The 23142-nt window shown below is 68.4% G+C and carries 20 protein-coding genes and 1 tRNA gene; 7 read left to right on the top strand and 14 right to left on the bottom strand.

The genetic code is table 11. The annotated features are described in order from the left end of the window. Positions 1–264: 264 nt before the first annotated feature. Positions 265–1404 carry an aminoglycoside phosphotransferase family protein gene (locus tag ABN034_RS22945; RefSeq protein WP_349693066.1) on the top strand — a complete coding sequence of 380 codons (1140 nt, stop codon included), beginning with the start codon at positions 265–267 and terminating at the stop codon, positions 1402–1404. 172 nt (positions 1405–1576) lie between these two features. Here ABN034_RS22945 and ABN034_RS22940 read toward each other — a convergent pair. From ABN034_RS22940 to ABN034_RS22920, 5 genes are all read right to left on the bottom strand, one after another. Next, positions 1577–1661, bottom strand: a tRNA-Ser gene (locus ABN034_RS22940). 181 nt (positions 1662–1842) lie between these two features. Beyond that, positions 1843–2283, bottom strand: coding sequence for a tRNA adenosine(34) deaminase TadA (gene tadA / locus ABN034_RS22935; protein WP_502879075.1), 441 nt, complete (start codon positions 2281–2283; stop codon positions 1843–1845). A gap of 41 nt (positions 2284–2324) precedes the next feature. Further along, positions 2325–2840 carry a tRNA adenosine deaminase-associated protein gene (locus ABN034_RS22930; RefSeq protein WP_349693065.1) on the bottom strand — a complete coding sequence of 172 codons (516 nt, stop codon included), beginning with the start codon at positions 2838–2840 and terminating at the stop codon, positions 2325–2327. A 127-nt stretch (positions 2841–2967) separates the two neighbouring features. Then, positions 2968–3459: a tRNA adenosine deaminase-associated protein gene (locus ABN034_RS22925; RefSeq protein ID WP_349325784.1), complete on the bottom strand. Its 492-nt coding sequence runs from the start codon at positions 3457–3459 to the stop codon at positions 2968–2970. 89 nt (positions 3460–3548) lie between these two features. Continuing rightward, a complete protein-coding gene (locus tag ABN034_RS22920; protein WP_349693064.1) occupies positions 3549–3767 on the bottom strand; it encodes a hypothetical protein in 219 nt (72 codons plus the stop codon). Positions 3768–4024: 257 nt separating this feature from the next. On the opposite strand from ABN034_RS22920, the gene upp reads away from it, so the two are divergent. Together upp and ABN034_RS22910 are read left to right on the top strand one after the other, a co-directional pair. Further along, positions 4025–4666, top strand: a complete 642-nt coding sequence (gene upp, locus ABN034_RS22915) for a uracil phosphoribosyltransferase (protein WP_349325786.1) — start codon at positions 4025–4027, stop codon at positions 4664–4666. A 133-nt stretch (positions 4667–4799) separates the two neighbouring features. Beyond that, on the top strand, positions 4800–6410 hold the full coding sequence (locus ABN034_RS22910) for a glycosyltransferase family 2 protein (RefSeq protein WP_349693063.1): 1611 nt from the start codon (positions 4800–4802) through the stop codon (positions 6408–6410). Between the two features lie 290 nt (positions 6411–6700). On the opposite strand, the gene ABN034_RS22905 is transcribed toward ABN034_RS22910, so the two are convergent. The 3 genes from ABN034_RS22905 to ABN034_RS22895 are packed head-to-tail and all read right to left on the bottom strand — an operon-like array spanning position 6701 to position 9539. After that, positions 6701–8095 (bottom strand): NAD(P)(+) transhydrogenase (Re/Si-specific) subunit beta, encoded by a 1395-nt coding sequence (locus ABN034_RS22905; RefSeq protein ID WP_349693062.1) that lies wholly within the window; start codon positions 8093–8095, stop codon positions 6701–6703. Beyond that, on the bottom strand, positions 8088–8390 hold the full coding sequence (locus ABN034_RS22900) for an NAD(P) transhydrogenase subunit alpha part 2 (protein WP_349693061.1): 303 nt from the start codon (positions 8388–8390) through the stop codon (positions 8088–8090). The genes ABN034_RS22905 and ABN034_RS22900 overlap by 8 nt, the downstream gene beginning before the upstream one ends. Before the next feature lie 24 nt (positions 8391–8414). Next, positions 8415–9539, bottom strand: coding sequence for an NAD(P) transhydrogenase subunit alpha (locus ABN034_RS22895; protein ID WP_349693060.1), 1125 nt, complete (start codon positions 9537–9539; stop codon positions 8415–8417). Positions 9540–9627: 88 nt separating this feature from the next. On the opposite strand from ABN034_RS22895, the gene ABN034_RS22890 reads away from it, so the two are divergent. The 3 genes from ABN034_RS22890 (at position 9628) to ABN034_RS22880 (ending at position 14502) form a co-directional block, all read left to right on the top strand. After that, positions 9628–10407: a dienelactone hydrolase family protein gene (locus ABN034_RS22890; RefSeq protein ID WP_349693059.1), complete on the top strand. Its 780-nt coding sequence runs from the start codon at positions 9628–9630 to the stop codon at positions 10405–10407. A gap of 136 nt (positions 10408–10543) precedes the next feature. Next, positions 10544–13741 carry a glycoside hydrolase family 2 TIM barrel-domain containing protein gene (locus ABN034_RS22885; RefSeq protein WP_349693058.1) on the top strand — a complete coding sequence of 1066 codons (3198 nt, stop codon included), beginning with the start codon at positions 10544–10546 and terminating at the stop codon, positions 13739–13741. Continuing rightward, positions 13738–14502, top strand: coding sequence for a P-loop NTPase (locus tag ABN034_RS22880; protein ID WP_349693057.1), 765 nt, complete (start codon positions 13738–13740; stop codon positions 14500–14502). Before ABN034_RS22885 ends, ABN034_RS22880 begins: the two co-directional genes overlap by 4 nt. Positions 14503–14549: 47 nt before the next feature. On the opposite strand, the gene ABN034_RS22875 is transcribed toward ABN034_RS22880, so the two are convergent. Then, positions 14550–15728, bottom strand: a complete 1179-nt coding sequence (locus ABN034_RS22875; protein ID WP_349693056.1) for an amino acid deaminase/aldolase — start codon at positions 15726–15728, stop codon at positions 14550–14552. Between the two features lie 16 nt (positions 15729–15744). Here ABN034_RS22875 and ABN034_RS22870 point away from each other — a divergent pair, with 16 nt between their 5' ends. After that, positions 15745–17064 (top strand): D-arabinono-1,4-lactone oxidase, encoded by a 1320-nt coding sequence (locus tag ABN034_RS22870; RefSeq protein WP_349693055.1) that lies wholly within the window; start codon positions 15745–15747, stop codon positions 17062–17064. Between the two features lie 12 nt (positions 17065–17076). On the opposite strand, the gene ABN034_RS22865 is transcribed toward ABN034_RS22870, so the two are convergent. The 5 genes from ABN034_RS22865 to ABN034_RS22845 are packed head-to-tail and all read right to left on the bottom strand — an operon-like array spanning position 17077 to position 22790. Next, positions 17077–17994, bottom strand: a complete 918-nt coding sequence (locus ABN034_RS22865) for an ABC transporter ATP-binding protein (protein ID WP_349693054.1) — start codon at positions 17992–17994, stop codon at positions 17077–17079. 16 nt (positions 17995–18010) lie between these two features. Next, a complete protein-coding gene (locus ABN034_RS22860) occupies positions 18011–18955 on the bottom strand; it encodes an ABC transporter ATP-binding protein (protein WP_349693053.1) in 945 nt (314 codons plus the stop codon). Next, positions 18948–19853 (bottom strand): ABC transporter permease, encoded by a 906-nt coding sequence (locus ABN034_RS22855; RefSeq protein ID WP_349325798.1) that lies wholly within the window; start codon positions 19851–19853, stop codon positions 18948–18950. The genes ABN034_RS22860 and ABN034_RS22855 overlap by 8 nt, the downstream gene beginning before the upstream one ends. A gap of 10 nt (positions 19854–19863) precedes the next feature. Continuing rightward, positions 19864–20946: an ABC transporter permease gene (locus ABN034_RS22850; RefSeq protein ID WP_349693052.1), complete on the bottom strand. Its 1083-nt coding sequence runs from the start codon at positions 20944–20946 to the stop codon at positions 19864–19866. Continuing rightward, positions 20943–22790, bottom strand: coding sequence for an ABC transporter substrate-binding protein (locus tag ABN034_RS22845; RefSeq protein WP_349693051.1), 1848 nt, complete (start codon positions 22788–22790; stop codon positions 20943–20945). The genes ABN034_RS22850 and ABN034_RS22845 overlap by 4 nt, the downstream gene beginning before the upstream one ends. Positions 22791–23142: the final 352 nt, after the last annotated feature.

Genomic DNA, 23142 nt, shown 5'->3' with positions numbered 1-23142 from the left:
CCCCGAGGACACCAGCAAGTATCCGTCCTGACCGAGGCGGACCTTAAGAAGTACTCCCCTCATCGCCCAAGGTGCCCGCGGCCATGAACCGCAGGGGAGAGGCCAAGGTCCTGACTCGGCCCAGTCCTCTTCCCGGGGTGCCAGGGTGCGGCGGCGAGCGTGATCATGCGCCCCGTAACGAAGACAAGACTCGTTCTCTGACTTTTTCCGTTGCACACTGGCCAGGCCAGATCGGCGGCCAAATCCGAGCAAGGACACCCACCTGTGCCGAGTCCTGCCCTGTCCGAGGTGGAATCGCTGGTGTCGGAGGCGTTCCACACGACCGTGACCATTGCCCGCTCCGAGCAGTTGGCGCCCTGGTCAGTCGCGCGTTGCGATCTCGCCGAGCCGCCTTCGGAGTCATCTACCTCAGCCCTCGTACCTGGATCGGTGATCGTGAAGTGGCTGCGAGAGGATCCCAGCGAGTTCCGTACCGACCCGGCGCAGGTGTGCACTGAACGAGCGGCACTGGAGTTCCTCGCCGAACTCGGCGTCGATCTGGTGCCTCGGCTGGTGGCATCCGACCTGACGACGGGCGTCCTGGTGCTCGAGGACCTGTTCCCGCGTGTTCCGCTCGCCGATCAGATTCGCCGGTACGGCGCGGCCGGCGCGAAGACCGGCCTGGTGTCCTTCGCGCGGACCATGGGCCAGCTGCACGCGGCTACCGCAGGACACGCGGAGATCTATTACGCCAGACGTCGCACGTACGGGCCGGTCGATCCGCAGATCGAACGGCTGCGCTTCATGGGCCAGCGATGGACGCAGACCCGCCGTCGGATCGAGGGCCTCGGCGTCACGATGCCGCTCCGGGCGGAGCGGGAACTGGCGAGCGTCCACGCCGTCCTCGCCGAGCCGGGGCCGTTCCTTGCGTTCTCCAACGGTGACGCGGGTTCCAACAACTTCCTGGTCGACGGCGACGACGGGCGTCTCACCGACTTCGAGTTCGCCGGCTTCCGGCACGCGCTCACCGACGCCGCCAGTCTGGCGGTGCCGGGACCGATGTGGATCACGGTCGGTGACCCGGCAGCCACCGGGCTCGAGGACGAGTACCGCGCCGCTCTTGCCAGTGGCGTTCCGGAAGCGGCCGACGACGGCGCGTTCGGGTTCGCCATGGCGGCCTCCTGTCACCTGATGGCACTCGAGCGCCTCGGCGGGTTCGACCGCATCGACGCCCGCCCCGCGGGGGACAGCAGCCGCGTCCAGAGAGTCTTCACACTCGAGTTGGCAGCGAGCACGGCCGAGCGTCACCGCTGCCTTCCGCACCTCACCGGATGGGTTCGCGAGGTAGCGCGACACCTGCGCAAGCGATGGCCGGATGCCGACGTGGATCCCGCCACCTATCCGGCGTACGCCCCGCGCACCTGAGCCCAGGAGGCCACGGGCGCTGCGCCGGACCCACTCACTCCGCCGCTCGACCGGCGTACCGGTGGGTCGGAACCCCAGGGCGAAGGGTCAACTGAGAGCGAAACCGAGACCAGGCGGCGACATGCCCGGCACCTCCGTAGAGGCTGCCGGGCATGTCCCCTGCTCATCGGCGCGGTGGCGGCGGGATTTGAACCCGCGGAGGGTTGCCCCTCACACGCTTTCGAGGCGTGCTCCATAGGCCGCTCGGACACGCCACCGCGGGTAGGTTATCGGACCGTGCCGTGGCGCCGCCGGCCGCGTTCCGTACCAGCCTGCGCCAGCGCCGGCGCCCGGGCGAGGCGGTCTCGGACGGGACCCTCACGCGACGCCGGGCTGGATGAGGGTCCCCTCATCCAGTACGCCGTTCTCCTGGACGCCGTATCGCGCGGTCCCATGGGATCAGCGAGGGCGACGCTGGGCGGTGAAGAAGTCACGCAGCAGTCCTGCGCACTCGTCGGCGAGGACCCCACTCACGACGTCGGGCCGGTGGTTGAGTCGCCGGTCGCGTACGACGTCCCAGAGCGAACCGACCGCTCCGGCCTTCTCGTCGTACGCGCCGAACACCAGCCTGTCCACCCGGGCGAGAACCACCGCGCCCGCACACATCGTGCACGGCTCGAGCGTGACGACCAACGTGCAGCCGTCGAGCCGCCACCCACCCCGCGCCGCCGCGGCCTGCCGGATCGCGAGGACCTCGGCATGGGCAGTCGGGTCGGCGGTGGCCTCCCGCGCGTTGTGGCCACGGCCTAGGACCTGCCCATCGGCATCGACGACCACGCAGCCGACGGGGACGTCACCAGCCGACTCCGCCAGTCGCGCCTCGCCGAGGGCGACGCGCATCGCGTCGTCCCACGCCTCCGGCCGACTGGCCGAGCTGTGTGTCAGCGGACTGTCTCGAGGACGTCGACGAACCCGATCCGCTCGGCGATCTCGGCGACGGCGTCGGCAGGCGTCGTGCTGGTCGCGCCCGCCAGCCGGTTGAGCGTCTCGGCGGAGGCGCCCAGATCGTCGAGGAGTCCCGCCTCACCCAACGGCTCCGCGGGCAGCGCCACACCCCTGCCGCTCACCGGCACCTCGTCGTCGTCGAGATAGTCGGCCGCGATCTCACTCACGAGTGTCCCGCCGACGGGCGTACGGCCGGCCTCGGCGCCGTCGGACACGAACACTCGCGGATCTTCGTCGGGTTCGACACGTACGACGCCGAACCACTCCTCTTCCTCCACCAGGACGACCACGATCCCGTCGTCGGCATCGACCTCGGCCGCCGCTTCGGCCACACCCTCGACGCCTTCGGCGTCGTCGAGGTCGATCTCCGTCGCCAACCAGTCGCCACCTCTACGGGCGAACGCCGCCGCGAAGTAGGACACCGCGCACCATTCCTTCGTCACAGATCTCATGGGCCAGAACCCTCGGCCAGAGCACTCTTCGGGGTCAGAACTCTCTTCGGGCTCAGAACTCTCTTGGGTCAGAACATCGTCGAGTCGGGATTTGTTGCGTCGTACCCCAGGGGTAGCCGTCACACGCCTAACTGATCGCCGTGTCCAGCACCTGGTGGAACGCCACGCCGCAGCCGAGCCGCTCGGCGATCTTGGCGAGCATCTCGTCGGGGTACAGGTCGAAGTCGTCGCACAGAGCGCCCATCTCCATGGCGGCCATGCCGAGGTCGGCGACGATGGTCAGGTCGCCGGCCGGCTGGGCACGGTCGTCGTCGTCATCGGGCACCGGAAGCGCGAGTTCGTCGAGGACGGCCCGGGCAAGCGGCCACTCGGTGGCGGCGGTGACATCCGAGAGGAGGTACCTCACATCCACCCCATCGACGCGTACCAGGACGAAGAAGTCGTCATCGACCGAGACCAGCCCGAGGCATCCCCGGTCGCCCGGATGCTGGCGCAGGGTGCGTACCAGGGTGTCGAGGTCACGCGCTGCCCAGGTGGCGAGCGACGTTGCCCGCCAGCAGCCCTCCTCGAGGTAGACCACAACAGCGAAGTCGACCGTTGTGCTGCTCTCCTCGGCCATAAGGGAGATCGTGGCAGACCCAGCGGAGAATGCACCGCATTTTTCTCCAGGATTTTCCGCCCAATTGCCGCGGTTCGGCGGCAGACCGCTCAGGAGGTGCGGTACGTGGAGCGCCGGAGGGCGTCGCGGAGCCGGGCGAGCCGGGTACGCCTGGGCCGGATCCGGGCCCGCAGTTCCCTGGCCTCGGCCAGGTCACGGAGGAACGCGGCGCGCCGCCGGAGGCGTTCGCTCTGGTTGTCCGGCTGGGACGGTTCGTGGGTGGATGAGCGCTCGCCCCGTGGTGTCTCACGTCGCTGGGTCTTCGCCATGAGGTCGACTCCCGGTGCCGGAATGGATCGCCTGCCAACCCCCCGGTTCTGGACACCCCGTCGAACGCGCTGGTCGAACGCCGTCGAAGGCGCTGCCAGATCGCGCTGACGCTACTGCCAGATCGCGCTGACGCTACTAAGGTGGCTCCGCGTCCTCTCCGGATCAACGCCCTCGCGGGGCCACATCCGGTCGTGCGTACCCCATGCCAGCCGGCTCTACACACTCCCTGTCGTCGATCGCTTCGAGGTGCCTGCCGATGCGGATCCACGTGGCCGACCATCCCCTCGTCGCCCACAAGCTGACGGTCCTGCGCAATGCCGCGACGGACTCGCCGACCTTCCGGCAGCTGACCGACGAGCTGGTGACGTTGCTGGCGTACGAAGCGACCCGGGAAGTCCGGACCGAACCCGTCACCGTGCAGACACCGGTCGCCGCCGCACAGGGGCGCAAGCTCGCCGCACCCAAGCCTTTGGTCGTACCCATCCTGCGAGCGGGGCTCGGCATGCTCGAGGGAATGGTCAGATTGCTGCCGACGGCCGAGGTGGGCTTTCTCGGCATGATCCGCGATGAGCGCACCCTGAAGGCGTCGACGTACGCCCAACGGATTCCGGAGGATCTGTCCGGCCGGCAGTGTTACGTCCTCGATCCGATGCTCGCCACCGGCGGCACCCTGGCCGACGCGATCGGGTTCCTCGTCGCCCGCGGTGCCGACGAGATCACCGCCGTCTGCCTGCTCGCCGCACCCGAGGGGATCGCCCACCTCGAGGCCCAGCTGGAGCGGATCGGGATTCCCGTCACGGTGGTGACCGCCGGGCTGGACGACCATCTGAACGAGAAGGGCTTCATCGTTCCGGGGCTGGGAGACGCGGGCGACCGGCTGTACGGCGTCGTCGACTGACTGCGGGCGCGGCGGACGCGGCGGGTACGCGGGCGCGCTGGCTAGGTGGGCGGGCGGCGGTGAGGCGGGCGCGGCGCGGCTGAGGTTTGTGAGTCCGGGAATCTGACGATGCTCCCACCATGGGGGTGCACCCATGGGAGTGAAGGTCAGCGTCATCGTTCCGGTGTACAACCCGGGACCCCGACTCGACTCCTGCCTGGCATCCCTGCTCGGTCAGTCACTTTCGGCCGGCGAGTACGAAGTGCTCTTCATCGACACCGGCTCCGCCGACGGCACTCTCCAGCGCCTCGACACCCTGGCGGAGAAGCATCCGCACATCCGGGTGATCCACGCCGCGCACACAGGCGGTCCCGGGCGTCCCCGCAACGTCGGCATCGAGGTCGCGAGCGGTGAGTACCTCTACTTCCTCACCGCACATGATCGGCTGGCTTCGCCTGCCCTGGAACGCATGTACGCCATGGCGATCCGCAGCAGCGCCGACATCGTCGTGGGGAAGGTCGTCGGATACGGCGCCAACGAGGTGCCGAGGGCATTGTTCCGCGAGTCGCGGGACAATGCGGACATCCTCGCCGGCGACCTCTTCCGGCTGATGACGCCGCACAAACTGTTCCGGACCGGTTTCCTGCTCCGACACCGACTGCGGTTCGCGGAAGGCTCTGCCTGGTTGGCCGATGAGCGGTTCGTCGCCGAAGCGTACTTCCTCGCCAAGGTCACCGGCGTGCTGTCCGACGGCGTGTGCTGCCACTGGGGTACGCCGGACCGCCCGTCCGAGCAACCGCCGCAGCGGCGGCTCGATCCCACGGCGTACACCCGGTCGCTCCGGCAGCTCCTCGATCTCGTCGACACCCACACCGACCCCGGCGACGAGCGCGACCAGATCTACGCGCGCTTCTACCAGGACCTCCTGCTCGGCCCGCTCGGGTCGCCCCGATCCCCCGGACCGTTCGGCCTGCCCGGTCTGCACGGCGGCCGGTCGCTGCGCGGCCGGCTGGTCCGCCAGAGCCCGTACGCACTGTTCCGGGAGGTACGCCACCTCGCCGCCGAACGGTTCACCACCGGCGTCGAACGCGCGCTGCCTCCGTCGATCCGGGTGCGGGCCCGACTGCTGCACGCGGGGGCGTACGCCGAGATCACGAAGCTGGCGAGGGCCGAGCGCGGACTCACCGTCGTACCCACCCTCGACCGTGTCGACTGGGACGGCAACGCGCTGGTGATCAGGGCCAGCGCCCAACTGACCTACGCCGACGGGCGGCCGGTGACCTTCCGCCGGGTCGACGGGCGACTGTTGTGGGAGCCGCCGGTGTCGCTGAAGACCAAGGTCCCCATCGATGCGTACGACGTGACGAAGGTTCTCTCCGACAGCCGGCTCGACGTCTATGTGCAGAGCCGCGAGGACTCGGGCGACTTCCGGCTCCCGACCCAGTGTCATCTGGTGCCGGAGGTCTCCGACGACACCGAGCAGCTGGTCCTGCAGGGCACGGCGCGGCTGGATGTCAGGACCGGCCGGCTGGGTCGGCCGTTGGACGCGGGGACCTGGGACTGCTTCGTTCGCGTCGAGAGTTGTGGGTGGGAGTTCTGGCGCCGGCTCACCCGGCCGAGCCTCTACCAGCACACCGCTCCGGCGCCGGCCCGAACGCTCGGCACCGGTGACCAGGGTCCGGTCGTCGAGCCGCACTGGACGGCGCTGGGCGGCCTGAGCGTCCGGGTCCAACGGTCGCCGACCCACCGCGCCGCCGCCGAGTGAGCCCGCTGGCGGCGACGTGCGTTCGGCCGTGGCGGCCGGGCACCTGCTCCTGAGTGCCCGTACCCGCAAATGACCACGCTGCCCATGCGTTCGACACCAGGGCGGGGCGTCAACGCCTGTCCAGAGACCACAGACCTACCCAGCGTGGTCATTTACCGGGCACAGGACCCCCGTCCAGGCAGCTTGCCGGCGACGCAGCTTGCCGGCGACGCGGGTTGCCGGCGACACGCCGGGATGGCGGGACGGCGGGATGGCGACACGCCGGGATGGCGGGACGGCGGAACGGCGGTTCAGACGGCTTCGACGGCGGCGATGAGCCGGGTCAGCGAGTCTTTGGCGTCGCCGAAGAGCAGCGTCGTCTTGGGGTTGTAGAGCAGCTCGTTCTCGATGCCGGCGAACCCGGGCCGCATCGAGCGTTTGAGGAACACCACCGCTTTGGCCTCGTCGGCGTTGAGGATCGGCATGCCGGCGATGGGCGAACCGTAGGCTTTGCGGGCGGCGGGGTTCACGACGTCGTTGGCGCCGACGACGAGGGCCACGTCGGTGGCCCTGAACTCCGGGTTCACCTGGGCCATCTCGACCTGCTGGTCGTAGGGCACGTTGGCCTCGGCGAGCAGGACGTTCATGTGTCCGGGCATCCGGCCGGCGACCGGGTGGATGGCGTAGATGACCTCGATGCCGCGCGCGGTGAGCGTGTCGGCGAGCTCGCGGAGTGCGTGCTGTGCCTGCGCGACGGCCAGACCGTAGCCGGGGATGATGATGACCCGGCGGGCGTAGCCGAGGAGCACCGCGATGTCCTCAGCACCCGCGGACTTGACAGGGCGGGTGCTCTCGTCGGTCGCGCCGAGGGTGGAGGTCCCGCCGCCCAACGCACCGAACAGGATGGTGGTCACCCGGCGACCCATCGCCTGCGCCATCAGCCGGGTCAGAAGCGAACCGGCCGCACCGACCAGCGTGCCGGCGACCAGCAGCAGGGTGTTGCCGAGCAGGTATCCACTCGCGGCGACGGCAAGGCCGGTGCACGCGTTGAGCAGCGAGATGACGATCGGCACGTCCGCACCACCGACCGGCAGCACCAGCAGGACCCCGAGGACGAGGGCCAGAACGCCGAGAACGATCGCGAAGATCGGCGATCCGGCCACCACCGCCACCACCGCGGCGGCGATCGTGACCAGCAGCGCCCCGCCGTAGACCCACTGCACGCGGGGTACGACGATCGGCCGGCCCGGAAGCAGGTCCTGAAGCTTGCCGACGGTGACGGCGGATCCCGACAGGCTCAGGGCGCCGACGAGCACGGTGAACGCGGCCGCGATCCGCGTGAGCGTCCCACCGCCCGGCCCAAGTTCGCCGATCTCGAGCAGCGCGACGAGTGCGGCGGCGCCGCCACCGACACCGTTGAACGACGCGACCAGCTGGGGCATCGCCGTCATGACGACCTTGCGCGCGGCGAACAGGCCGACGGCCGCACCGACGACGATCGCGCCGAGAACGGCGAGCAGGTTGCGCGGTGGGGCGACGAAGAAGACGAGGACGACGGCGAGCAGGGCGCCAGCCGCGCCGATCAGGTTGCCGACCCGCGCGGTCCGCGGCGACGACAGCGCCTTCAACGCCAGGATGAAGCACACCGCGGCGACGAGATAACCCAACTGGATCCAGGTCGGGGTGCTGGCCGCGGCTTCACCCATGGACGTCCCTCCTCCTCTTCTGCGTACGGAACATCTCCAGCATCCGGTCGGTCACCACGAAACCGCCCACCATGTTGAGAGTGGCGAGGAACACCGCGACCAGGCCCACCCAGAGCTCCGGGGCGCTGTCGGCACGGCCGGCGACGAGGACGGCGCCGACCAGGATCACCCCGTGGATGGCGTTGGCGCCGGACATCAAGGGGGTGTGGAGGATGGTCGACACCTTGGAGATCACTTCGTACCCGGTGAACGCACTGAAGACGAAGATGGTCAGCAGTGCGATGCCCTCAGTCATGGCACCTCCTTCGCCGGTCGGCCATCAGCCCACCTCGCCGATCAGGTCCTGCGTGTGACGGTGCCTGACCTCGCCGTCGTGCGTGAGACAGCTCGCCGCCAGGATCTCGTCGTCGAAGTCGAGGTGGAGCCTGCCGTCGCGGACAAGGAGCAGGATGAGGTTCAGGACGTTCTGTGCGTACAGCTGGCTCGCCGGCACCGGAAGCTGGCTCGGGACGTTCTGGCCGCCCCAGATGAGCACGCCGCCCGTCGACAACTCCTGCCCCGGCACGCTGCCCGCGACGTTGCCACCCTGGTCGGCCACCAGGTCGACGACCACCGAACCTGGCCGCATGCCCACGATCATCTCCGGCGTGACCAGCAGGGGGGCCGTCCGGCCCGGCACGGCGGCCGTGGTGATGAGAACGTCGGAGGCGGCGATGTGCGGGGTCAGCAGCTCCCGCTGGCGGGTCGAACGTTCCTCGGTCATCTCGCGGGCGTAGCCGCCTTCGCCTTCCAGGGGCGGCAGACCGAGGTCCACGAACCGCGCGCCAAGACTCGCCACCTCCTCGGCGGAGGACTTGCGTACGTCGTAGGCGGAGACGTCGGCACCCAGCCGGCGGGTGGTCGCGATCGCCTGCAGACCGGCGACACCGGCCCCGAGGACCAGCACCGTTGCCGGGCGTACCGTCCCCGCCGCGGTCATGAAGAGCGGGAAGAACCTCGGTAGACGTTCGGCCGCGACGACTGCCGCGCGGTAGCCCGCGACCATCGACTGGGACGACAGCGCGTCCATCGTCTGCGCCCGCGCGATCCTCGGGATCAGGTCCATCGAGAACGCCGTCAGCCGGCGTTCGCGCAAGCGGCGAACGAGCGGCATCTCCTGCGTCGGCGGCAGGAACGAGACCGTGACGGTGCCCTCGGCGAGAGCGCGCGCGGTGGCCAGGTTGATCGGCTGGACCGACAGGACCAGGTCCGCGCCCTCCATCGCGTCGTCGCCGACATAGGCACCGGCAGCGGCGTACGCATCGTCGGGCACGCCGACTTCCGCGCCGACATCGGGCTCGACTGCCACCTCGACACCGGCCTGTAACAAACGGGGTAGTAGCTCAGGAAGCAACGCGACCCGGCGTTCGCCGGGTCTACGCTCCCTGAGGACCGCGATCCTCACGGGCGGCCACCCTACGGCACGGTGGGGTGCGCGGGGTAGGTTCGGGTCGACCTTGCATTCTCGCTCAAAGCAGGCAAAGGGGCAGGCCATGTGCTTCGCAGCCGACGCCGTTCCGCCCGATCCTCCCGGCGGCGGTCCGGGCATTCAGGGGACCACTCTCACCCTCACCTCCGCCGACGATACGCAGTTCGCCGCATTTCGGGCCGAGGCGCCAGGTCCGGCTCCCGCGGGACGCGCCCGCGCCGGCGTCGTGATCCTGCCCGACGTCCGCGGCCTGTTCGCGTTCTACGAACGACTCGCCGAACGCTTCGCCGGTGTCGGCGTCGACGCGGTGGCCATCGACTACTTCGGGCGTACGGCCGGAACAGGCCACCGCGACGAGGGCTTCGACTTCCGTTCACACGTGGCGCAGACGACGCCCGGCGGCGTGGCGGCCGACGTCGCGGCGGGCGTCGCGCACCTGCGTGAGAGTGGTCGGGTCGGCGCCGTCTTCACCGTGGGTTTCTGCTTCGGCGGCAGCAACTCGTTGCTGCAGGCGTCGAACGACGACCTCGCCGGCGTCGTCGGTTTCTATGCCGGAATGCGGCCACGGGTCGAGGGCGGACCGACGCCGATCACCGCGGCGCCGGCGGCGAAGGTGCCGGTGCTCGGGCTCTTCGGCGGCGCCGACCAGGGGATCCCGGTCGAGAAGGTCGAGGAGTTCACCGCGGCGTTGGCGACCTCCGGTGTCGAGCACACCGTGCACATCTATCCCGGCGCGCCGCACAGTTTCTTCGACCGGTCGTACGACGATTACGCCGCGGAGTGCGCCGACGCCTGGCGCCGGGTGCTCGCGTTCCTGGAGTCCCACTCCCCACCCACCCCGTGATCATGATCGTGATCATGAGGATCTTCGGGGTCCATACGCCGAATTTCCTTCATGATCACGACGGCGGCGGCAGGCCATGACGGCGGCGGCCGGCCGTGAGGCCGTCAGGCCGTGAGCAGCACCAAGGAGAGTCATCGTGTACGAACCGACCGCCGCGACCGCCCTGCGTCCGTGGGAGACACCGGAACTGACCGGGGTCAACCGGCTGCCCGGCCGGGCGACCCTGCTCCCCTACGCCTCCACCGAGGCCGCCCGGGCGCAGACGCAGCCGAGGATGCTGCTCCTCGACGGCAACTGGGCGTTCCGGCTGGTCGACCGGCCCGAGGACACCCCGGCCGACTTCGCCGATCCCGACCTCGATCTCGACCTCGACGTGGCGTCGTGGGACACCGTGGCGGTGCCCGGCAACTGGACCATGCAGGGTCACGGTCGGCCGCAGTACACCAACGTGCAGATGCCGTTTGCCCCCAACCGCCCGCCGCACGTGCCGGCGGACAATCCCACCGGTCTCTACCGCACCACGTTCACCCTCCCCGACGACTGGTCCGGCGGCCGGGTCGTGCTGCATGTCGGCGGCGCGATCTCGGTGTCCTCGATCTGGCTCAACGGCGTCGCCGTGGGGATCGGCAAGGACTCCCGCCTGCCCAGTGAGTACCTCGTCAACCACGCCCTGCAGCCGGGGCGAAACACCCTTGCCATCCAGGTGATCCAGTGGTCCGACGCGAGCTACATCGAGGACCAGGACCAGTGGTGGCAGGCCGGGATCCACCGCTCGGTCTACCTCTACGCGACCGCACCCACCTACCTCGCCGACGTGGCGGTGCGGGCGGGCTACGACCACCTGAGCGGCAGGGGTTCGCTGTCGGTCGACGTCAGCGTGGGCGACCTTCCCGGCCCGGGCTGGCGGGTGGTCGCGCACCTCGACGGGCCGGGCCGTCAAGACGCCCTTGACACCCCACTCGGCGGCGAGCCGGCGCTTCGTGGTGGCGACACGCCCGGGCTCGGCCGGGTGGAGCTCACCGCGTCGCTTCCGAAGGTCACGCCATGGTCGGCGGAGGAACCGAACCTCTACACCGTGATCGTCAGCCTGCTCGACCCCGACGGCCACGAGGTGGAGGCGACGCGCACCCATGCCGGCTTTCGTACGGTCGAGATCCGCGACCGCGAACTGCTGGTCAACGGCAAGGCGGTCTACATCCGGGGCGTCAACCGGCACGAGCACCACGACCGCTTCGGCAGCGCGGTGCCACGGGAGACCGTCCGCCGGGACGTGGCCGTGCTCAAGGCGTTCAACGTCAACGCCGTACGCACCTCGCACTACCCGCCGGACCCTTATTTTCTCGAGCTCGCGGACATCCACGGCCTCTATGTCATCGACGAGGCCAACATCGAGGCGCACGCCAACTACTCCACGCTCTGCGACGATCCGCGTTACCAGGCGGCATTCGTGGACCGGATCAGCCGCATGGTCCTGCGCGACCGCAACCATCCCTGCATCATCGCCTGGTCGCTCGGCAACGAGACCGGCTACGGCGCCAACCACGACACGGCGGCGGCGTGGGTGCGGCGGGTCGACCCGACCCGCGTCGTGCACTACGAAGGCGCGATCGCGGCCGACTGGTCGAGTGGGCACGCATCGACCGATCTCATCTGCCCGATGTACCCCTCGATCGACGCGATCGTCGACTGGGCGCGGACGACGACCGACCGCCGGCCGCTCATCATGTGCGAGTACGCCCACGCGATGGGCAACTCCTGCGGCAACCTGGCCGACTACTGGCACGCGATCGAGTCCCACCACGGCCTGCAGGGCGGCTTCATCTGGGAGATGCTCGACCACGGAATCCTGAAGTCACCCGGCGATCCCCGCCCTGGCTTCTCCTCCGAAGACGCCCCAGCCCACTGGGCGTACGGCGGCGACTTCGACGACGAACCCCATGACGGGAACTTCGTCTGCGACGGACTCTTCTGGCCCGACCGCACCCCGCATCCGGCGATGTGGGAGGTGAAGCGGCTGTTCCAGCCGTTCGACGCCGACCTTCCCGACCCCGAACTCGCCGAGGCGGGACGGCTGCGGATCTGGAACAAGTACGACTTCCGTGACCTGTCGCACCTCCAGGTGTCGTGGACCGTCCTGGTCGATGGCACACCGGTCGAGACGGGCACGCTCCGCCGGTTGTCAACCCCACCTTGCAGCGCCGAGGTTCTCTCCCTGCCCTGGGGAATGCCGTCGCTCGAGCCTGGCCAGGAAGCCTTCGTCCACCTGCGTTTCGTCGACACGCGCGAAGTGCCTCTGCTCGGATCGGGCCACGAGGTCGGTTGGGTCGAGCTTCCGCTTGCGGTGGGTGCGCCCACCTCCGACGGTCCTACTAGCACGCCACGCTCGACCCCGGCAGCGCTGTCGGTGGAGGAATCCGAAGCCGGCTGGACGATCCACGGCGGCACCGTCGACGTCGCCGTACGCCGGTCCGACGGCGCCCTCACCTGCTGGCGGGTCGACGGCATCGACCTGCTCGCGACCGGGCCAGGCCTCAACGCCTGGCGCGCCCCCACCGACAACGACGGCATCCGCGACTCCACCAACCCGTGGCACACCGAACGACAGGTCCTCTACCGCTGGCTCGACGCCGGCCTGGACCGGCTCGTCTCCCACGTGCAGCGGGTCGAGGTGGAGAAGCGGCCGGACGGTGGGATCACCGTCGTACGCACCGAACGGTTCCACCCGCGGGGCGGTGACGACGGCATCGGCCACGAGCTTCGACTGGAGGTCAACCCCGACGGATCCGTCGGGGTTGCGCACCGGTTCGACGTCGATCCGGGGCTCCCCGACCTGCCCAGGATCGGGGCCGTCATGACCGTGCCGGAGGGCTTCACCCAGCTCGAATGGCTCGGGCGCGGCCCGCACGAAAGCTATGTCGACCGCAAGGTCGGTGCCGCCCTCGGACGATGGCAGGGCAGCGTCGAGGAGCAGTACGTTCCGTACATCCTGCCCCAGGAACACGGCAACAAGACCGATGTCCGCTGGCTCGCCGTGCGGCGTGGCGACGGCGTGGGCTTCGCGGTGAGCGCGCCGACGCCGGTGGAGGCGAGGGTGTCGCAATACTCCGACCAAACCCTCACCGACGCGCGACACACGACCGACGTCGCACCCGACGCGGAGGCGCAACTCACCATTGACGTGCGTCAACGCGGCCTTGGCGGAGCGAGCTGTGGCCCGGACACGTTGGAGCGTTACCGGATTCCTTCCGGTACGACGTACGAGCTGCACTACCGACTGATCCCGGTCCGGCCGGCCGACGACCCGGCCGTCCTCCATCGGCGGTTGCTCTCATGACGCAGACGATCGTCTTCGCGAGCGGCAAGGGTGGCGTCGGCAAGAGCACGCTGGCGCTCAACACCGCGGTCACCCTTGCCCAGCAGGGGCTGCGGATCGGGCTCGTGGACGCCGACATCTACGGGCCGGACATCCCGGCGATGGTGGGCCTCACCCGCCGAACACCCGCACGGTCGGTCACGCTCTGGCAGGCCGACATCCCCGCCGACGAACCGGTGGAATACCAGGGCGTGAAGATCATGTCGGCGCAGTTCCTCATCGCCGAGGACCAGCCGCTGGACTGGCAGATGCCGCTTGTCGGCCTGCTGCTGCGCCGGCTCGTCCACGACGTGGCGTGGGGGGACCTCGACCTCCTGCTCGTCGACGTTCCACCTGGCACGGGCGATCTGCAGCAGGAGCTCTTCGCCCTGGTGCCCGACGCCCGCGTGGTGCTCGTCGTCACACCGCAGTACGCCGCGCACCTCGACGGCCGCAAGCTGGTGTCGATGTTGCAGCGCCGGACGATCTCGATCGTGGGCGGCGTCGAGAACATGAGCGGCCTCGACTGCCCGTCCTGCGGTGACCACATCGCGTTGTTCCCGCGGGTCGCCAATGAATATGCGATCTGGGGGCAGGGAGTGGAGGAGCTCGGCCGGATCCCCTTCTGTGCGGTCGATTCCGGCCGCGGTACGCCCTCGCCCCTCGTGGTGTCCGCGCCAGAGAGCGCCGCCGGGCGGGAGATCGTCGCGTTCGCGAAGAAGCTCACCAGCATCCTCGACTGACGGATCTTCGCACGGAGGGAGGGGATTCACGCGGAGTGGGAACGCCGTCAGCCGAATGCCCGGCTCTCACCGCGATAGGTCGGCACGGTCGCGACCACGCGGTCCCCCTCGACCAGGTGCACCGACAGAAATCGTTCACAGATCTCGGCGGCCTTCGCCGGCCTGAACCAGACCCGAGAGCCCAAGGCCAGGCCGTCCGCTTCCCTTCCCCGCAAGGGCGTCTGGACCTCTCCGGCTCCCTCCGTACGAAGAAGTCGAAGTCCACCAGGAAGGTACGGCGTGGGAAGCCGGCTCCACCCCGCCGGGCCGGACGCGGGATAGCCGCCGCCTGCGACCGTGACCGTCCGCGGCCCTGGTCGGCGCAGGACCGGCAACGCGAAAGCCACAGCGGGAACCGGACGGAACGTCCGGTACTGATCGAACAGCGTGGGACCGAAAAGACCCGACCCGGCGGTCACCTCCGTGACACCGTTGCCTGCCGCACTGACCTCCAGGCTGCCGGTGCCACCGGCATTGACGAACTCGAGATCGGCGTCGGGGGAAATGGCGTCGAGCACCCGCCGGCGGCGCCGGTCGATCTCCCGCGCCGACCGCGACTTCATCCAGCGGACGGCGGCGCCCGCGTCGGGAATCCCGGCGATCTGGGCTTCGTAGGTCATGACGCCGACCAGTCGGAATCCCGGTCGGCGCTTGATCTCCTGGGCCAGCTCCGCGGCCTGTGCGGGAGACCGGACCGGTGACCGTCTCGCTCCGACGTACAACCCGAGCGGACGCCACGAGGTGTCGATATCCATGCAGAGCCGGACAACGGCGTGGCCAGGACCGAGTACGGCGGTGAGAAAGTCGAGTTGCCCGACATCATCCACGCATAGTGTGATGGCCGCTGCCAGGCTTTCCTCGTCGGCAATCCTTCGAAGGCTGGGCCGATCGACCGAGGGATAACCCATCACGATGTCGTCGACCCCATGGTCGGCCAGCCAGACGGCCTCGGCGAGAGAGTACGCAAGGACGCCGCCGAACCCCGGCCGCTGCAGAACCGCCTCCAGCAGGGACCTGACGCGGACCGACTTGCTCGCCAACCGCACCGGCGTGTCGCCCGCCCGCCGGACCAGATCGTCGGCGTTGGCGCGAAACGCCGCCATGTCGATGATCACCAGCGGCGGCTCCAGGTCGGCCGTCGCGGCGTCGTAGCGCGCTCGGAGATCGTGCGCGTCGCCCGCTGCCATGCGACCATGGTCGCAAATGAACGCCGCCACGTGGCAGAACTGGGCCGGGACAGTCACCTCGCTGCCGCGACGGGTCACCACGCCGCGTGGTGTCGACGAGATCGCGGCCCTTGTCGCCGCTGCCCACCGGGACGGCCGCCGGGTGAAGGCCGTCGGCGCCGGGCACTCGTTCTCCCCCATCGCCGCCACCGACGACATCCTGGTCCGGTTGGACCACCTCACCGGCGTCCCGCAAGCCGACGTCGACACCGGCCTGGTCACCGTGCTCGCGGGGACGCCGCTCCATGCACTGAGTGCCCTGCTCGCCCAGGCCGGGCTGGCGATGAGCAACCTCGGCGACATCGACCGGCAGACGGTGGCCGGCGCGTTGTCCACCGGTACCCACGGCACTGGTGCGAAACATCCCGGCCTCGCGGGGCAGGTCGAGGCGCTCCAGTTCGTCAGCGCGGACGGTGCCGTCCAGGCGTGCTCGGCGACGACCGATCCCGACCTCTTCGCCGCGGCTCGTGTCGGCCTCGGCGCTCTGGGCATCATCACCGCCGTCACCCTGCGCTGCGTACCCGCGTTCGTTCTCGTCGCCGACGAACGCCCGATGCCCCTCGGCGAGGTGCTCGCCGACCTCGACGATCTGGTCGATGCCCATGACCACTTCGAGTTCTACTGGTTCCCACACACGATGCGTACGCTCACCAAACACCACGACCGCGCGCCTGCCGGTGCCGCCCGCCCCCTGTCGAGGTTTCGTTCCTGGCTCGATGACGAGTTCCTCGCCAACCTGGTCTTCGAGTGGACGAACCGGGTGACCACGTCAGTCCCCCGGCTGACTCCGGCGGTCAACTCGGTCGCGGCACGGGCGCTGTCGGCACGGACGTACGCCGACGCCTCTCATCGCGTCTTCGTCAGTCCTCGCCGGGTGGTGTTCCGCGAAAGCGAATGGGCGGTGCCGCGCGCGGCCATCCCGGCGATGCTTGCCGACATCGGGAGCTGGATCGACCGCAGCGGCGAGCGCATCTCGTTTCCGATCGAGGTTCGGTTCGCAGCGGAGGACGACATCTGGTTGTCCACTGCTCACGGCAGGGAGACCGGCCATGTCGCCGTCCACCAGTACCACCGGCTTTCGTACGACCGATACTTCCGGGCCGTCTCCGAGATCGCCGCACGATATGAGGGGCGACCACACTGGGGAAAGATCCACTGGCTGGGCGCCAGTGCGCTCCACGAGCTGTATCCGCGCTTCGACGACTTCCGCCGCCTCCGCGACCGACTCGACCCGGGCGGCGTCTTCACCAACCCCTACCTCGACACGATCCTGGGCCCGCCCGGAGCGCCGTCGTAGCCCGTCTGAGGTTCAGGGGAGGCGTACGTCGACCGCGTCGGCGTCCGCCGGGATCTCTGGGCCGGCTTCCTCCCGCTCGGCCTCCTCGAGGTTGATCCGGTCGGTCCAGCGAGCATCGGGGTCGGGTTGTGGGACCGAAGCCAGCAGCATCTGCGTGTACGGATGACTGGGCGCGTGCATGACCTCCGCGACCGGTCCCCGCTCCACCACGCGGCCTTTCGTGATCACCATGACGTCCCCGCCGACGTAGTAGACCGTCGACAGGTCGTGGGTGATGAACAGCGTCGTCATTCCGTAGGCCTGCTGGAAGTCGACGAGGATGTCGAGGAAGGTCTTGCGTACCTGCGCATCCAGCATCGACACCGGCTCGTCGGCGATGATGTACGCAGGTCGCAGCATGTGGACCCGGGCGAGCATGATCCGCTGCCGCTGGCCGCCGGAGAGCTGGTGTGGGTACCGACCGAGCACCTGGTCCGGGTCGAGCCGCACGGCGCGTAGCGACTCCTCCATCAGCTCCCGCGCCGCCGGCTTGGACTTCGCGAGGCCGAACTTCCTGATCGCCGTCGAGAGCACCCGGTCGACCCGATAGACCGGGTTGAAGATCGCGTACGGATCCTGGAAGACCGGCTGCACGTTGCGGCGGAAGTCGTCGTAGTCCGCCTTCGACAGCGAGAAGATGTCCTTGCCGCCATAGGTCACGGTGCCGCTGGTGGGCTTCTGCAGGCCGAGGATGATCCGCGCGATGGTGCTCTTGCCGCTGCCGCTCTGGCCGACCAGGCTGACGATGTGCGGCGGGTCGGTGCTCAGCGTGAACGACGTTTCGTGGACGGCGGTGAGAAAGCCCGACGCCGTACCACGGGCGTGGAACCGCTGCACAACGCCGTTCAGGTCGATGCTGTGCCCACTGATGCGCTCGCTCCGCTCGCTCATGGCGATTCCCTGTCGGTCATGGCACCTGACTCCGGCTCTCGTCGCGCGGTTCGCCCACCGGCTCGTTCCCTGCGCCCTTGCGCCATGGCGCCTCCCCGATCCGGGGGATCGACTCGATCAGGCTGCGGGTGTAGGGATGCTGCGGATTCTTGAACACCTGGCGGACGTCACCCACCTCGACCACCTTGCCTTCGTACATCACCGCTACCCGGTCCACGAGCTGGGCGTGCACGCCCATGTCGTGCGAGATGACGACGAGGGTGACGCCGAACTCGTCGCGGAGGTCGCCGAGGCTCTGCAGGATGACCCGCTGGATCGTGACATCGAGAGCCGTGGTCGGCTCGTCGGCCACCACCAGGTCTGGCTCGAGGGCGATGGACATCGCCATCAGGACGCGTTGCTTCATGCCGCCGGACAGCTCGTGCGGGTACATCCGCGCCACGTTGCTGTCAAGGCCGACTTGACGCAGCAGCCGGGGGATCATCGCGTTGACGTCACTGTGCCGGTCGACGCCGTGCTCGACGATGACGTCGCGGAACTGGTCGGCCACCCGCATGACCGGGTTCATCGAGTTCATCGACCCCTGCGGGAGGTACGACAGGGTACGCCAGCGCAGCGCCCGAAGCCGGCGTTCGTCGACGGACAACAGGTCGACGGACGGCGAACCAGCAGGGTGGAAGGCGATCTCGCCACCGACGACGTATCCGGGCGGACGCAGCAGCCGGAGCAGGGCCACCGCCAAGGTGCTCTTGCCGCTGCCGGACTCCCCCGCGATACCGAGGATCTCGCCACGCCGCACCGTGAGATCGACGCCGTCGACGGCGGCCACGTCGCCGTGCGTCGTCCGGTAGTGGACCTCGAGTCCCTTGACCTCCAGCACCGGCTCGGCTGCAGCCGCCTTGGCCGCTGCCGCCGATACCGTGCCGGCCGAGGCGACCTTGTTCTGCGTCGGCTCAGGCACCGGCCACTCCTCTCAACCGCGGGTTGTAGACCTCTTCCAACCCGATATTGATGAGATTGAGTGCCGCGAAGAGCAGTGTGAGAAGGAAGATCGGCGCCACGAACATCGGCCACGCCCCCAGAGTCATCGCGCCGGTGCCGATCGCCGAAAAGATGATCTTCCCGAGGTCGATGGTCTCGCCGGGCCCGAGCCCGATCACCTCGAGACCGACCAGTGCGAAGATCGCGCCGAGCGCCGACGACGCGAACCCCACACCGATGTAGGGCAGCATGTTCGGGAGAAGCTCGTAGACGATGACCTCGATGTCGCGGAACTTCGTCACCTTCGCCAGCTCGACATAGGGCCGGGCGCGCAGGCTCAACACCTGCGACCGGATCGTGCGCGCCGCGAACGGCCAGCTGAAGGCCGCCAGCATCAGACCCACCTCGACGATGCCGACGTTCTTGGTGTAGGCCGACAACGCGATCAGGAGCGGAAAGCTCGGGACGACCAGCACCATGTCGGTGATCGTCGACAGCGTGCCGTCGATGACGCCACCCTTGTATCCGGCGATGAACGCCATGATCACGCCGACCACCGTCGAGATGACACCGGCGATGGCGCCGACCTCGAGGGAGACCTTCAGGGCCCCGACCGTCATCGCGAAGAGATCCCGCCCGAACTGGTCGGTGCCGAGCCAGTGGTCCGGTGACGGCACGAGCCACTTCTCGTACGCCGCGATGGCGACCGGATCCTCGCCCCCGCCCACCAGCGCCGAGATCACGGGGCTGAGCAGCGCGAGCAGGATCAGCCCGATCAACAGCGCCAGGCCGACGCTGAGTTTCCAGCTCCCCCGTAGGGCACGACCGAACGCACCCAGGGGTCGTCGCCACGCCACCGCCATCGTCGTCACGCTCATCCCAGACTCCCTAACGCCAGTACTTCACCCGCGGATCGAGCAGCGGGAGCAGCAGATCGAGAATGAGGTTGGCGGTGAGGACCGAGAAGATCGCCAGGTTGGTGACGCCCAGGATGGTGTTGAAGTCGAGGATGTTGATGGCATTCACCAGCGTCGCGCCCAGGCCCGGATAGTTGAACAGCTGCTCGACCAGCACATTGCCGTTGAAGATGAAGCCGAGTGAGATGCCGAACGCGGTCACCTGCGGCAGATAGCAGTTGCGCAGCGCGTACTTCGTGAGTATCCGCCGCGGGCGCAGACCCTTGGCCTGGGCGTAGGTCAGATAGTCCTCGCCGAGCACAGGAACCATCAACATCCTGGTCGACAACAACCATGCGAACACTCCGATCACCACGATCGACAATGCCGGAAGGAATCCGTAGCGCACCAGGCTCGCGATGAACTCCAGGCTCACCCCTGGGTCGATGCGCGCGTCATAGGCCGATCTGGCCGGCAACCAGTTCAGCTGGTACGCGAAGACGAATGTGAGGATCAGCGCCAGGAAGTAGTACGGCACGTGGGACAGCGCGATCGACAGGTTGGTGATCAGGTCCGCACCCACCTTGCCACGCCGCCACCCCGCGAGGGCGCCCGCCAACAGTCCGATCACCCACGCCAGCACGGCCGAGATGCCGAGCAGACCCATCGTCCACGGCATCGCCCGCATGATGACGTCCTGCGCCGGCGTCGGATAGTTGAGCAGCGACGGACCGAGATCGTGCCCGATCAGCACCTGGTACATGTAGTGCAGGTACTGCGAGAAGACGTTTCCGTCGAGGCCGAACTCCGACCGGTAACGGGCGATGACCTCCGCACTCGCGGCCTCGTTGTAGACGTAGTTCTGCTGCAGGGTCTGGATGAACGTCTGGATCGGATCCCCCGGAATCATCCGGAAGAAGAAGAACGCGACCGTCACCGCGCCCCAGAGCTCGACGAGGTAAAGACCAAAGCGGCGAATCGCGTAGTTGGCCAGCGGATGCCGGGCGAGCCAGAGCCGCACCCGGCCCGCCTCGACGACCGACTCCGCCCGCTCGGTCTCCGCGACCGCCGTCACTTCTTACCTGTCGGCTTCAGCCGACCGATGACGAACATGAACTGGCCCCACCAGTTGTTCGGGACGTTGTACAGGTCATCCTGAGTGGGCCACCCCTCCCAGAACGTCGTGTTGTAGTACGCCGGATAGGCGGTCTGGATGACCGGGATCACCGGAAGGGTCTTGTAGTAGATCTCCATCGCCTGCTCGAGCAGCGGCTTCGCCTCGGCACTCTCCGGATCCATGTTCGCGAGCCTGGTGGCGATCCTGTCCATCTCGGCGTTGCGGAACCGCACCTGGTTGCGCCCGACGGCGTTGACGCCGACCTTCTTGGCATAGCGGCTCTCCAGGAAGGTGTAGAGCTGACCCGGGTCCCATGACATGTTGCAGACCCAGGACGAGGAGATGTCGAACTGGCCGCGTTCGTACTTCTCGCTGTGGACAGACCCGCTGTAACTGCGGACAGATGCGTTGAGTCCGAGCTTCTTCAGCTCCTGCGAGACCAGCTGGCCGATGATGAACTCCGCACCGTCGACAGGTGAGGACGTGATGACCTCGACGCTCGCCGGCTCGCCCTTCCACATCCGTTTGCCGTCGGAGCCCTTGGTCGCACCCATCTCGTCGAGCAGTTCCGCCGCGCGATCGGGGTTGTACTCGAGCTTGTATCTGTCGGCGACCTCCGGGATCTCCCACTTGTCGTTGCCGTCGTAGTCGGCCCAGGGATACTGCGCCGGTGGCGTCTTCACCGGCCAGACCGTGTTGCCCACCTTGTCGCGGTCGAGGACGTACGAGATCACCCAGTGCATCCTGGGATCGCTCATGATGCCGCGCGAGGGGTCGGAGTTCAGCCACAACGCCCGTGGGCACGGGTCGTGGAACGGGGTTGTCACGAGGTTGGGGTAGTTCTGCGACCGCAACACCTTCGCGTGTTCCTCGTCGAGCGAACCCACGTCGAACTCCGCGCGCTTGAACGCCTGGCTCGCGGCGTCCTGCGACTCGGCGACCGACTGGTAGATGACGAACTCCGGAGCTGGGTCGAGCTTCTCCTTGTTCCAGTAGTCGGGGTTCTTCTTCCACACGAACATCTTCTGGTTCGCGATCGCCCGGTCGAGCATGTAGGGACCGGTGCGTACCGGAGGATTGTCCTTGAACTTCGTCGGATCCTGGTCGGCCCAGATGTGGCGCGGAAGAACGTCGAAGCCCTCGGCGATCGTGCAGATGAACATGTAGTGCAGCCGCGGGTTGGACTTCTTCAGCTCAAGGACGGCCGTGTGCTCGTCGGGCGTCGCGACGTTCTCGACGAAGTCCTCGAGGTCGCCGCCGCCACCCAGCAGATCGGGGTTGTCCCGCATCAACTCGACCGTGAACTTGAAGTCCCCGGAGGTGAACGGCTCACCGTCGTTCCACCGCGCGTTGGGGTCGAAGGTGAACGTGAGCGAGGTGAAGTCGGCGTTGTACTCGTAGTCGGTCGCAAGCCACGGGATCAGCTCACCGGTCGGGAGGTTGAGATAGAAGAGGTACTCCCGGACCATGGTGGCGAAGCCGTTGCCGGCCTGGCTGCCGTTGGGGATGCGGATGTTGAAGCTGTTGAAGACCTGGTAGTCGACCTGGCCGATGACCAGGGTCTTCTCACGCGGGGTCGGGATGTTGGCCCGGCCCACCACGGGAGCCTCGGCACCCTCCGGCGCCTCCCGCCCCTCACCCGAGTAGCTGCCACCGTCGCCCGAGCACGCCGCCAGCGCGCCGCCGCCGAGAACCAGCGCGGCGCCGGCGCCGAAACCCGCCTTGAGCGCGTTGCGTCGGTTCAGGACCTGGTATCGAAGGACGTCCTCGACGTCCTCGTACTTCTTCTCCGACGTTCCCATCCCGCCGACCCTCCACTTCGCGATGTCCCTGATGACGGGCGGGAGCGCTACCACACTGGGTAGGCCGAGGCGCCACGTCGGTGCGCCAAGTACATTGCCGGCTCCCGTCCAAGTCAACAGTGCGCCGTGCCCAGTTCAGGCCACATCGTGCCCACGCCCAGTTCCGGCCGGCATCGTTACCACATTGCGTGGTCAGGTCCGGCGATGGCGACGTGCTGGCATCGTTCCCACATTCCCGCTCAGATCCGGCCACGGCGACCTGCCGGTCGAACCCGTGACAACCCGGTTTCGCACTCGTTCCACACGATGTAACGATGAGGTAATCTGCACTCGCCGTGCCGAGGGTGGGGGT

It is taken from the genome of Actinopolymorpha sp. B11F2 (assembly GCF_040195635.1).
In the GTDB taxonomy this organism is placed as follows: domain Bacteria; phylum Actinomycetota; class Actinomycetes; order Propionibacteriales; family Actinopolymorphaceae; genus Thermasporomyces.
Note: the sequence above shows the minus strand (reverse complement) of the source record. Positions and strands in the feature narration are given on the sequence as shown.